The organism is Oscillospiraceae bacterium (assembly GCA_015068525.1).
Taxonomy (GTDB): domain Bacteria; phylum Bacillota; class Clostridia; order UMGS1840; family HGM11507; genus SIG450.
In genome coordinates, this window is the sequence record SVKJ01000030.1 from 1 (window position 1) to 12,609 (window position 12,609).

The 12,609-nt window shown below is 35.7% G+C and carries 11 protein-coding genes and 1 rRNA gene; all 12 read right to left on the bottom strand.

The features are described from left to right. Window positions 1–1,186 (bottom strand): MATE family efflux transporter (locus E7419_07490; protein MBE7015029.1); only part of this gene is annotated, 1,186 nt, incomplete at its 3' end. Between the two features lie 13 nt (window positions 1,187–1,199). Then, window positions 1,200–1,901, bottom strand: a complete 702-nt coding sequence (locus tag E7419_07495) for a RibD family protein (GenBank protein ID MBE7015030.1) — start codon at window positions 1,899–1,901, stop codon at window positions 1,200–1,202. Window positions 1,902–2,382: 481 nt separating this feature from the next. Next, window positions 2,383–2,856, bottom strand: a complete 474-nt coding sequence (locus tag E7419_07500; protein MBE7015031.1) for an N-acetylmuramoyl-L-alanine amidase — start codon at window positions 2,854–2,856, stop codon at window positions 2,383–2,385. Between the two features lie 65 nt (window positions 2,857–2,921). Beyond that, on the bottom strand, window positions 2,922–4,109 hold the full coding sequence (locus E7419_07505; protein ID MBE7015032.1) for a glycine C-acetyltransferase: 1,188 nt from the start codon (window positions 4,107–4,109) through the stop codon (window positions 2,922–2,924). A gap of 4 nt (window positions 4,110–4,113) precedes the next feature. Then, entirely contained in the window at window positions 4,114–5,148 is a 1,035-nt protein-coding gene (locus E7419_07510; GenBank protein ID MBE7015033.1) for an L-threonine 3-dehydrogenase, read from the bottom strand. Further along, on the bottom strand, window positions 5,145–6,047 hold the full coding sequence (locus E7419_07515; GenBank protein ID MBE7015034.1) for a LysR family transcriptional regulator: 903 nt from the start codon (window positions 6,045–6,047) through the stop codon (window positions 5,145–5,147). Before E7419_07515 ends, E7419_07510 begins: the two co-directional genes overlap by 4 nt. A gap of 206 nt (window positions 6,048–6,253) precedes the next feature. After that, window positions 6,254–8,020, bottom strand: coding sequence for a 4Fe-4S dicluster domain-containing protein (locus E7419_07520; GenBank protein ID MBE7015035.1), 1,767 nt, complete (start codon window positions 8,018–8,020; stop codon window positions 6,254–6,256). 17 nt (window positions 8,021–8,037) lie between these two features. Next, entirely contained in the window at window positions 8,038–9,918 is a 1,881-nt protein-coding gene (nuoF, locus tag E7419_07525; GenBank protein ID MBE7015036.1) for an NADH-quinone oxidoreductase subunit NuoF, read from the bottom strand. Then, on the bottom strand, window positions 9,918–10,403 hold the full coding sequence (locus tag E7419_07530; GenBank protein MBE7015037.1) for an NAD(P)H-dependent oxidoreductase subunit E: 486 nt from the start codon (window positions 10,401–10,403) through the stop codon (window positions 9,918–9,920). The genes nuoF and E7419_07530 overlap by 1 nt, the downstream gene beginning before the upstream one ends. Window positions 10,404–10,547: 144 nt before the next feature. Next, window positions 10,548–11,972 (bottom strand): type I glutamate--ammonia ligase, encoded by a 1,425-nt coding sequence (gene glnA, locus E7419_07535; protein MBE7015038.1) that lies wholly within the window; start codon window positions 11,970–11,972, stop codon window positions 10,548–10,550. Window positions 11,973–12,099: 127 nt separating this feature from the next. Next, a complete protein-coding gene (locus E7419_07540) occupies window positions 12,100–12,336 on the bottom strand; it encodes a hypothetical protein (GenBank protein MBE7015039.1) in 237 nt (78 codons plus the stop codon). Window positions 12,337–12,464: 128 nt separating this feature from the next. Further along, a 5S ribosomal RNA gene (gene rrf / locus E7419_07545) occupies window positions 12,465–12,581 on the bottom strand. Window positions 12,582–12,609 lie beyond the last annotated feature (28 nt).

Below are 12,609 nucleotides of genomic sequence, written 5' to 3' on the forward strand. Positions count from 1 at the left end.
CTGCAACCACAATGGAGTTTGCCGCTTTGCCAAGTGATGTAAATGTCATCTGGCAGGCAATCTGAATTCCAAAGAGACCAAGTCCGCCAAGATAAATTCTTAGCATCGGTGCTGCAAACTGTGCAAGTGTGCTATCCGATGTAAATATCTTAACAAACATCTGAGGTGCTATCATAACCGCCGCCCATAGTGCTATGGAATATGTTAAACAAGTGATTAAAAGCAGACGGAAGGTTTTCTTAACTCTTCCCGCATTTTTAGCGCCAAAATTATAGCTTGTAATGGGCTGAGCACCTTGTGCAATTCCCTGCAAAGGTAACATTGCAAACTGCATTACACTTGTCATAATGGTCATAGCACCGACTGCAATATCTCCACCATATTTAAGGAGTGAAGAATTAAAGCAAACGGAAATCACGCTTTCGCTTGACTGCATAACAAACGCCGCTGTTCCAAGTGCGATGCAAGGCAGAATGATGTCTGCCCGTAGTTTTAAGTTTTCTTTCTTTATCTTAAGTTGTGTCTTCTTACTGCAAAGGAAAGAGATAATCCATATGCAAGAAAGCATCTGCGAAATAATAGTTGCAAGTGCAGCACCCTTTACACCCATTTGGAATCCAAAAATGAATATGGGGTCAAGCACAATATTACACACCGCACCGATAATCACCGAAACCATAGATACAGTGGTAAAGCCCTGTGCAGTTATGAATGTATTCATACCCAGGGTCATTTGCACAAACAGAGTGCCGATGGCATATATGCTCATATAATCGGTGGCATAACCGATTGTGTTTTCACTTGCACCAAAGGCAAGGAGCAAATCCTTGTTCCATATAAGCAAAACTGCAGTCAGGATAACCGACACAACAATCTGCAGACTAAAGCAGTTACCAAGCGTCTTTTCGGCAGACTCATTATCCTTTTCGCCCATAAAGATAGATGCTCTTGGTGCACCGCCTGAACTTACTAATGCCGCAAAAGCTGCAACAAGCATAATCAGGGGCATACACACACCGACCCCTGTAAGTGCCAAACTGCCATCACCAGGCATATGACCTATGTATATGCGGTCAACTATATTGTAAAGCATATTGATAAGCTGTGCCACAACCGTCGGAATCGACAGTCTGAACAAAAGCTTACCGATAGGCTCTGTCGCTAAAAATTCTTTTTTGTCATTCATTTAATAAAACACCTTATTTTCGTATATAATTCATCCAAACAACATCGTCGTATTGCTTGATTTCTTTTAATTTAAATTCGGATAATGTGCTATCCATAAATAACGGTTTGTCCTCAGCATCTGCAACAATCGGTGCAACAACAAGGCTAATCTCATCAATTACACCTGCTCGCTCAAAATAACCGTTTACAATGCTACCGCCCTCTAAAAGAATAGAATTGATTCCCATAAGGGTTTTAAGCTTTTCAAGAGCGATTTTAACATCAATTTCGGTTTTGCCTGCAAAGATATATGTAATCTCCATTTCCTGAAGATAGGCAAGATAACGACCGTCTGCCTGTTCAGTCAAAACTTCTATTATCTGTGCATCGCCATAACCTGGGTCTTCGTCGGTAATCTTACTGTTTTTCCAACCGAGTTTACCTTTTGGATCAAAACTTATGGCATAGAATCCCGATAGATTATCAGGAATAAAATCATTTTTATTATCAATAGGCTCGTACCTTGTCAAATCAGGATACCAACCACCTGTGAAACTGCTTTCCATCGTCACACGACCGCAAATAAAACCACTTGCGCCGTTTTTGTTATACTCACGATTTAACTCATAATAAATATCCGTAGCCTTTTCACATTCCTGTCGAGACAAAAATTCTCCCGTAACTTTTCCGTCTATTGATGTCACCATGTGACAGATTATGTGCGGTCTGTTCATAACATCACCTCTATATCAATTATACTATATATTCATAGGAATTTCAATAACACCAAAACAATCCATAGTTTTTATCTAACATTTTTCTAGCACTTTTCTAGCGAAAACCCCAAAAATGCATCAAAAATCGGCAATACGAAAACTTCGCGAACAGCAAAGGCTTTGAAGGATTTTAACCCCTCAAAGCCCTTATTTTATGCGGTTTTTATCGCTTTTTAAGTTCCTTTAACTTCCGTTAATTTATTCTATCTAAAAAGACTCTCTAACAGCTCGAAATCAGTTCACGGGGAACCATACATCGGTTCAAATCCTCAACCGTCCACCAATGAACTAACACTTCTTAATCAATAGGCACTTTTTCTTTGTCTCTGTATTAGATAAGTATTGGTATGCATAAATGACCTTTTTATGAATACATAATAGAAAATGAGAGGGAGCAAGGTGTATTTCAACCTTGCTCCTTTTAGAATATATGTGCTGTTTAGTTCAACAAATTAGCAGTTTTTGTGCCTCTGTCCGTTGTGCCAAGTATCTCTACAATTTTACTTTGTATTTTCTTTGCTAACGAGAGTGCCTTACCTGATGTATTAAATGTATATGCCTCTGTACCGTTGGCAGTACTATTGGCAGATGCGTTACAATGTATAGAAATAAATACGTCTGCACCCCAAGTATTTGCAAGTGATATTCGTTTTGATAAAGAGGTACTTACATTTTCTCCAAGCACATCTTCGACATTTTCTCTTGAAACCATAATCTCAAAGCCAACATCTAATAATTTTTTTATAAGATGCATAACTATACCAAACGTAATGTCCTGTTCCCTGAGATTAAACCCTTCAACTCCAGCATCTCCCCCGTCACTGTGACCTGCATCCAAAAATATTTTTATTCTGTTTCCCCTCTTTCTTATGTATTTACTAAAATATATTAACATTAATTCAATAATATTCATTAAATAAAAGAAACAGAACACAAATACTAAATTAAATGACTTTTTAATTCCTTAAAATCAGTGTTTTATATATTCATTTCTTCCTTTACTTTTTTAAAGCAATCAACAATATATAAAATATCCTCTTCGCTAAGTGCTGCTGAAAGTTGAGTTCTTATTCTTGCTTTACCCTTAGGAACAACAGGATATGAAAAAGCAACTACATAAACACCCTTTTCCATCATTCGTTTTGCCATTTCAGAAGCCTTATGCTCATCATAAAGCATAACAGGAATAATCGGTGTGCCACCGTCTATAACGTCAAGTCCGATTTCTTTAATCTTTTTAGCAAAAAGTTTAGTATTATTAAAGAGTTTTTCTCTCATTGAAAGGTCTTTTTCAATTATGTCAAGGACTTTCAGAGTACCTGCTGCAACTGCAGGAGCTAATGTATTTGAAAAAAGGTATGGTCTTGAGCGTTGACGAAGAAGGTCAATAATTTCTTTTCTTCCTGATGTAAATCCACCTGATGCACCGCCAAGCGCTTTACCAAATGTTCCTGTTATAATATCTACTTGATCTTCCACACCGCAATATTCAGGAGTACCTCTTCCCGTATCACCCATAAAACCTGCAGCATGGCTGTCATCAACCATAACAAGTGCGCCATACTTTTTGGCAAGAGAACATATTCCCTTTAAGTCAGCAACAATTCCGTCCATAGAGAACACGCCATCTGTTGCAATAAGTTTTATACGGCAGTCTTTTGCTTCTTTTAATTTTTCTTCCAAATCGCTCATATTATTATTTTTATAACGAAATCTTTGCGCTTTGCAAAGTCTTATTCCGTCTATAATACTTGCATGATTAAGTTCATCACTTATAACTGCATCCTCAGGACCGAGTAAAGTTTCAAAAAGTCCTCCATTTGCATCAAAGCAAGATGAATAAAGAATTGTATCATCTGTTCCTAAGAATTTACTGATTTTTTCTTCTAAGTCTTTATGAAGTTTTTGTGTTCCGCATATAAAACGAACAGAGGATAATCCATATCCGTACTCGTCATAACTTTTCTTTGCCGCTTCAATTATTTCAGGGTTATTTGCAAGCCCAAGATAATTATTGGCACACATATTTATAACTTCTCTGTTATCATCAAGATGTACCTTTGCACCTTGTGGTGATGTTATAACTTTTTCGTTTTTGGTAAGACCTTCTTTTTCAATTTGCTCGCATACTTCTTTAAAATATTTTAATGATTCTTTCACGTTAATTCTCCTATCTTAAATTTGTCCAATCAAGAATAACTTTTCCGCATTTTCCGCTATTCATTGCTTCAAAACCTTTTTCATATTCAGTTATATCCATTCGGTGAGTAATTATATTTGATATATCAAGACCACCTTGTAACATTGCAGACATTTTATACCAGGTTTCATGCATCTGCCTTCCATAGATACCTTTTATAACAAGTCCGTTAAAAATTACTTTAGACCAGTCTATTTTACTGTCACTCTTTAGTAGCCCTAACAGTGCGATTTTACCTCCATGTATCATATGGTCAATCATGGTATTTAGTGCAATTTCACTTCCAGACATTTCGAGTCCTACATCAAAACCCTCTTTTATAGATAATTTTTTCATTACATCTGATAGTTTTTCTTTAGTTGTATTTACTGTATACTGAATACCGAGTTTTTTTGCTAAAACAAGTCTTTCATCATTAATATCGGTAATAACTACACGTCTTGCGCCAACGTGTTTGCAAACTGCTGCTGCCATTATTCCAATAGGTCCAGCCCCTGTTATAAGAACATCTTCGCCCGTGAGTTCAAAAGAAAGTGCAGTATGTACGGCATTTCCAAACGGATCAAATATTGCATACATTTCTTCAGGAATATCTTTTTCACATTTTCTTACATTTTCTTTAGGAATAACAAGATACTCAGCAAATGCTCCGTCACGGTTTACACCAACTCCGATAGTATCTTTGCAAAGGTGACCGTTCCCTGCAAGGCAGTTACGGCATTTTCCGCATACGATATGCCCTTCTCCCGAAACTATTTCTCCGATTTTCAAATTAGTCACATTAGAGCCGATTTCAACTATTTCCCCAACATATTCGTGACCGATAATACGTGGTGTTTCAATAGTTTTCTGCGACCATTCATCCCAGTTATAAATATGAAGGTCTGTTCCGCATATCGCAGTTTTATGTATTTTAATTTTTACATCATTTGCAGAAATTGTCGGCTCAGGAACTTCCTCAAACCACAATCCCTTTTCAGGATATTTTTTTACTAACGCTTTCATTTTATTCCTCCTAAAATTTTTTCCATATATTCAATAAATTCTTTTGTAATCGCAGATACTTTTCTTTCTTCATTAAGAAGATATCCTATTATATAATATCCTTTACTTTCAAAAGGAATGCTTACTATATCTCCTTTATTAAGTGCAGACGGCATAATTCCTGTACCTATAGTATAGGAATCTGTAAGCATAAGTATATTCATCAAAGTTGCTCTGTCACTTATTTCAATATGTTTATCAACATAAGAAACGTCAACAAGTTCTTCAGTAAAAAATGAACTCTCATGTTCCCCTTGTTCGTAAGATACATAAGGATAAGATTTAAGTTCCTGTGTAGAAATTTTCATCAAGTTGGAAAGTGGATGATTTTTTCTGAAAAATACGTGTGGTTTTACTTCTATAACAGGTGTAAAAAGTAGATTCTTTTTACTTAAATACCTTTTCATTACATCGAAATCTGCATCTTTTACTGCAATTATTCCTATATCACTTCTGGCTCTTTCAACATCACGAATAACATTATAAGTTTCAATTTCTCTTATTGAAAAACGATAATCTTCGTCTTTTATAGTTTTTAAGAAATTTCCGAAAATATCTGCAATAAAGTCATAATGTTGCGTTGCTATATATAACTTTCTTGATATATTTTTCTTATATCTTTCCGTGATGTAATCACTGTTTTCGCATATTTGCGTTGCATATTTTAAAAATTCAGCACCTTCATCGGTAAGATACACACCCGCTCCGGAACGTTCAAATATTTTTATATTAAGTTCCTGCTCCAGACTTTTTACACTGATAGACAAAGAAGACTGAGCAATAAAAAGTTGCTTTGCCGCCTCTGAAAACGAACCTGTTTTAGCAACTGCAAGTACATATTTGCATTGTTGTATTGTCATATTTATCAATCCTTTATAATACGATAATTTTATTATACACTTTTTTTTATATTTATCAAATATATAATTTCTATCATTTTCGTTAGCATAAATCAATGTTTAGTTGTTTTAAAACACAATAAAAAAACAATGTTTAAAAAGTCAAACTATTTAAACATTGTTTTTTATAATGGAAAATTTATTTACATTTTTTATTTATACTGCAATCAGTCATTAAATCCTACACGCTTATTATATGTTGTATGAAGAAGTTCATGGGCTTTATGTGAATTAGGTTCACCCAAGAAATTATCATATAATTCCTTAACCTGAGGATTTTTATGAGATTGACGAAGAGTAAGCCTTTCATCTTCCGAGTAAAGTGCTTTCGCTCTTTTTTCTTTATATGTATCCAAAATATCATCATCTTCATTTGGCATAAAGCAGGAACGAACAATCGGCTGACCTCCGCCTGCGATACATCCTCCGGGACATCCCATAATTTCAATGAAATGATATTTTGACTTACCTTCACGGATTTCATCTAAAAGAACTTTAGCGTTCTTCATACCGTGAGCAATAGCGACATTAACAGTCATACCGTTTATATCAATTGACGCTTCACGTATGCCTTCAAAGCCTCTTACTGCTTCAAAAGTAATTTGTTCGTGCTCTTTACCTGTCAGTACAAAATAAACTGTACGTAAAGCCGCTTCCATAACACCACCGGTTACACCGAAAATTACGCCTGCGCCTGTATATTCGCCCAATAAATCCTGATCAAAATCTTCATCAGGCAAACGGTTAAAGATAATACCTGCACGCTTAATCATTTTTGCAAGTTCACGTGTAGTTAAAACTGCATCAACGTCTTTGATACCGTTTTTCTGCATCTGGTCACGTTCTTTTTCATCTTTCTTTGCTGTACAAGGCATTATTGATACAACAAATATATCTTTAGGATCAATGCCTTTCTTTTCGGCATAGTATGTTTTAATTACTGCGCCTTGCATCTGATGAGGAGATTTACAACTTGAAAGATGTGAAAGTAAATCTCCGTAATTATATTCTGCATAGTTTATCCACCCCGGTGAACAGGAAGTAATCATTGGAAGAACTCCGCCATTTTTAATTCTTGATAGCAGTTCTGTTCCCTCTTCCATAATTGTAAGGTCGGCAGCAAAGTTCGTATCATAAACTTTATCAAACCCTAGACGTTTTAGAGCAGCAACCATTTTCCCTGTTACCGCTGTGCCCACAGGAAGTCCGAATTCTTCGCCCAGAGCGGCACGGACAGCAGGAGCAGTCTGGACAACAACATGTTTACCTTTTGCCATTGCTTCATCAACTTTAGCAATTTCAGATTTTTCCATTAGTGCACCTGTAGGACATACACTTACACACTGTCCACAGTTAATACATGGAGAATTAACAAATGAACGGTTTTCAGCAGGTGCAACTATTGTTTTAAATCCACGATTTTCAAAACCTAAAATACCCATACCATGTGCAGCCTGACATCTTGCCACACATCTTCCGCAAAGAATACATTTAGATGTATCACGAATAATAGACGGGCTTAATTCATCAACTGTTACAGGAGTTTTAGAACCCTGATACATTCCCTCACGAGCGCCTGTTAATGATGCAACATGTAAAAGTTCACATTTTCCGTTTTTATCGCACTGTTGACAATTCTGATTATGGTTTGATAATAATAGTTCAACTGATGCACGCCTTGCTTCACTTGCTTTTGGAGTTGAAATTCTAATTTCCATTCCTTCGTTTACAGGATAAACACAAGAAGCAACAAGACCTCTGGCCCCTGCAACTTCAACCAAGCAAACACGGCAAGAACCATTTGAACATTCTCCGTGATTAAACGCACATAAAGAAGGAATTTCATAACCACATTTTTTCGCGGCTTCTAAAATGGTAAGTCCTTCATCAACCTGGTAAGATACACCTTCGATTTTTATATTTACTGTACTCATTTTAACTTCCTCCCTTCTTACTTCTGCACAATCGCTTTAAACTTACAAGTTGCCATACAAGCGCCACATTTAACACATTTTGCCGGATCAATCTGGAACGAATTAAGTTTCTTATCAGGTGCCTTATAATCAGTTCTTTCAATACAGCCGACAGGACATGCTTTCGCACATAATCCACAACCAAAACACTGATCTTGAATAATTGTATAACTTATAAGTTTTTTACATACTTTAGCAGGACATTTCTTATCGACAATGTGAGCAAGATATTCATCTTTAAAATGAGTCAATGTAGAAATTATAGGGTTAGCAGCAGTTTGACCAAGCGCACATAATGAGTTGGCTTTAACATGTTTTCCAAGTTCTTCTAACTCTTCTAAATCCTTCATTGTTCCATTACCTTCAGTAATACGGGTAAGAATTTCAAGCATTCTCTTTGTACCAATTCTGCAAGGAGAACATTTACCACAAGATTCGTCACAAATAAATTCCATATAGAATTTAGCAACGTCAACCATACAGTTATCTTCATCCATTACAATAGCACCGCCTGAGCCCATCATAGAGCCTTTAGCAACAAGATTATCAAAATCAATAGGTTCGTCAAGACTTTCCTTAGTTAAGCAACCACCTGACGGACCACCTGTCTGAATGGCTTTAAATTCTTTATTATCAGGAATACCTCCACCGATATCATAAATTAATTCACGAAGTGTTGTACCCATTGGAATTTCAACAAGTCCAACATTATTTACTTTACCGCCAAGAGCAAAAACCTTTGTTCCTTTAGAGCCTTCTGTACCACATTCGGCAAATGATTTTGCGCCTTCTCTTAATATGTAAGGAATACAAGCAAGTGTTTCAACATTGTTTACAACAGTTGGCTTGCCCCAAAGGCCTTTTACAGCAGGGAACGGAGGACGAGGACGAGGCATACCACGTTTACCTTCAATAGAATTTAAAAGTGCTGTTTCTTCTCCACATACAAACGCTCCCGCTCCAAGTCTTATATGTGCCTGGAAACTAAAGCCTGTACCCAAGATGTTTTCGCCTAAAATTCCTATTTCGTTCATCTGTTCGATTGCTTTTTTAAGACGTTTAATAGCAATAGGATATTCAGCTCTTACATAGAAATATCCTTCGGTTGCACCGATTGCATATCCTGCAATCATCATACCTTCAATAACGGCAAATGGATTTCCTTCAAGTATTGAACGGTCCATAAATGCACCAGGGTCCCCTTCATCGCCGTTACATACGACATATTTCTGATCTGCTTTGTTAGCATAAGCAAATGACCATTTACGTCCTGTTGGGAATCCTGCGCCACCACGCCCTCTTAAACCTGCCGCAAGAACTTCATCAATAACTTCTTTAGGGTCCATAGACAAAGCACGTTTTAAACCTGAGAAAGCGCCTTCTCCCATTGCTTCGTTTATATCTTCAGGATTAATAACACCACATCCATGAAGAGCAATTCTTCTTTGCTTTTTATAAAAGTTTATATCTTCTTGTTTTGCAACTTTTTCATTTGTAAGTGGTTCAACATATAATAATCTTTCAACAATCTGACCGCCTATGATATCTTTTTCAAATATTTCTTCGACATCTGAAACTTTAACAAGACGATACAAAGTATCTTCAGGGAATATTTTTACAAAAGGACCTTGAGAGCAAAAACCAAAACAACCAACAATATTAACAGAAACCTGGTCCTGCATATTCTTTTTAATAATGAGCTCTTCAAATTTTTCTTTTATACTTTGAGAATCAGAAGACAAGCATCCTGTTCCTCCGCAAAGAAGAATAGCACGTTTGCCGTTTGAACCATCAATTTTACCAGAAAGTGCTTCAGTACAACTACATATTTTAGCATCTAATTCTGCAAATGTTTTCATTACTCAACACCTCCTGTACGATAATTTTCAATTATTGACGCAACCTGATCAACTGATAATTTAGGGTAAACTTTTCCGTTGATGCTAACAGCGGGTGCAATACCACACGCACCTATACATCTTAACGCATCAATTGTGAACATTCCGTCCTCTGTAGTTTCGCCCGGATTAATCCCCAAAATTTCACAAAACTTGTCCATAACAAGTTGAGCGCCTTTTACATAACAAGCAGTTCCCATACAACAGCCAATTACGTATTTCCCCTTTGGTTTTAGTGAGAAAAAGGAATAAAATGTTACTACTCCATAGATTTCAGCAACTGAAATTCCAGTTTTCTCGGATACAATTTGTTGAGCGTCAAGCGGAATATAACCATATTCATTCTGAATGTCGCTCAAAATCATCATAAGCGGAGTTTTTTCATTTATGTATCTGTCACAGATTTCACAAATTTTTTTAACCCCTGTATCACTTATATGAGACATAAGTTTTTCCTCCCTGTTTCCTTTTTTATATAGTAAAATTATAACATAATAAAAATTAAATAGCAAGGAAATTTGTTAATATTGAATAAATTTAATGATAAAAAAGAATCCTGCTTTAAAAACAGGATTCTTTTTTAATATTTATTATAAATTATAATACTTTTCAAATTCAGCCGGATGTGGAATCTGAGATATTTCTCTTATTTCGGCTCTTTTTGCCTTAATAAAGTTTTCAAGAAGTTTTTCAGGGAATACTCCACCCTTTGTTAAGTATTCGTGATCTTTTTCAAGAGCATCAAGTGCTTCATCAAGAGAGGTTGGTAAAGACTGAAGTTTTGCTTTTTCTTCATCGCTTAAGTGATATAAATTCATATCATAAGGTCCCCAGCCATTTTCATGAGGATCAATTTTATTTACAATACCGTCAAGACCCGCCATCAAAATTGCTGCATAGCAGAAATAAGGATTACAAGTAGCATCAGGATTACGGAGTTCAAATCTTCTCAATTCTGGTTTTTTTGCATAAGCCGGTATTCTTATTACAGCGCTTCTGTTTGATGTCGCATAACCAACAGTTACAGGTGCTTCAAAGCCCGGCACTAACCTTTTGAATGAATTTGTGCTTGGATTGGTTATCGCACATAAAGATGCTATATGTTTTAAAAGACCGCCCATAAAATAGTGCGCTTCTTTACTTAAATTAGAATATCCATTATCGTCAGAGAAAACAGGGTTTCCGTCTTTTAATAAAAGCATATGAACATGCATGCCATTTCCTGCTTCTCCCATTACAGGTTTAGGCATAAATGTAGCAGAAAGACCGTATTTTCTTGCTACGTTATGAATGATATATTTAATCATCATTGTTGCATCTGCCATTTTTGACATTTCACCAAGTTCAGGTTCAATTTCAAATTGACCTGCGGCGCCTACTTCAGGATGATGATAATTAAGTTTAATTCCAGCTTCTTCCATAAGCAAACACATTTCACTTCTTGCTTCATAAGAAATATCAAAAGGTTTTGCAACATGGTAATTCTTCTGTTTGGCAACAACATTACCTGTACCTTCGCATACGCTGTTCCAGTGTGCCTGAGGAGCATCAACCGAAAGACCTATCGATTGAGGATTAACTTCCCAAGAAACATTATCAAAAAGGTAAAATTCAAATTCAGGAAGAATTTTCATTGTGTCAGCAATCCCTAAATCTCTCATATACTGTTCTGCGGCAAGAACAATGTTTCTCGGATACTGTGCTAACGGTTTATTTGCCGGGTTATCTATTATCATAGCATTCCCTGTCATAGATAAAGTTGGTATATCGCAAAACGGGTCAATAATTGCAGTATCAGGATCAGGAATAAATACCATATCACTCTTTTCTACAACTGCATATCCGTAGTTTGATGCATCAAAACCTATTCCGTTTTCCAAAGTTTTTTCAGAAAAATTACATGCAGGAATAGTTACATGACGGAATTGACCGTTAATATCAACCATTTTAAAATCAACCATTTTAATATCATTATCTTTAATGATTTTTAAAATATCTTTTACACTGTTTGCCATAATAAATCTCCTTACTGAAAATATTTTTTTATATGGAAATTATATATTATTTATAAAGTAATGTCAATTATATATCACAAACAAAAATGACAATCTCCAATATTGAAAATTGCCATTATCCTATTTATTATAGATTGTTAGCAACAAGCCATTCTTTTGCTTTTGCAGCAGACATTCTGGTGATATTTTCTACAGGGTATTTTGAATCTTCTCCCCCATTTACATAAAGAAAATATTTTCCGTCTTTTGTGATATAAAGACTTTCTTCATAGCCGTTTGCATCTCCAAACTGACCAAAAGTATTTTTTGCAACAAGTTCTGAATTCTTAGTATCATATTCCACTTTGCATATAATTTTTTTCATATTATCAACTCCTTTTTAATATTATATCACAAAATAAAAAAATAAGCAATATAAAAACTTTATATAATATTCTTTTCTATATAAAAAACCTCCCTTTAATAAAGGAAGGTTAAAATAACATAAAAAAAGATCAGCAGCTACCTATTTTCCCGGGCGGTCTCCCACCAAGTATTTTCGGCGTTCAAAGGCTTAACTTCTGTGTTCGGAATGGGAACAGGTGTACCCCTTTGGCAATCACCACTGATCATGGTTAAAGGTGCTTTATACACCCTC

What these genes read in the sequence shown, in the direction of transcription:
- E7419_07515 (MBE7015034.1), bottom strand. Translation starts at nt 6,047, where the DNA reads ATGACAATACAACAATGCAAATATGTACTTGCAGTTGCTAAAACAGGT.
- nuoF (MBE7015036.1), bottom strand. Translation starts at nt 9,918, where the DNA reads ATGAAAACATTTGCAGAATTAGATGCTAAAATATGTAGTTGTACTGAA.
- glnA (MBE7015038.1), bottom strand. Translation starts at nt 11,972, where the DNA reads ATGGCAAACAGTGTAAAAGATATTTTAAAAATCATTAAAGATAATGAT.
- E7419_07530 (MBE7015037.1), bottom strand. Translation starts at nt 10,403, where the DNA reads ATGTCTCATATAAGTGATACAGGGGTTAAAAAAATTTGTGAAATCTGT.
- E7419_07510 (MBE7015033.1), bottom strand. Translation starts at nt 5,148, where the DNA reads ATGAAAGCGTTAGTAAAAAAATATCCTGAAAAGGGATTGTGGTTTGAG.
- E7419_07540 (MBE7015039.1), bottom strand. Translation starts at nt 12,336, where the DNA reads ATGAAAAAAATTATATGCAAAGTGGAATATGATACTAAGAATTCAGAA.
- E7419_07520 (MBE7015035.1), bottom strand. Translation starts at nt 8,020, where the DNA reads ATGAGTACAGTAAATATAAAAATCGAAGGTGTATCTTACCAGGTTGAT.
- E7419_07500 (MBE7015031.1), bottom strand. Translation starts at nt 2,856, where the DNA reads ATGAATATTATTGAATTAATGTTAATATATTTTAGTAAATACATAAGA.
- E7419_07495 (MBE7015030.1), bottom strand. Translation starts at nt 1,901, where the DNA reads ATGAACAGACCGCACATAATCTGTCACATGGTGACATCAATAGACGGA.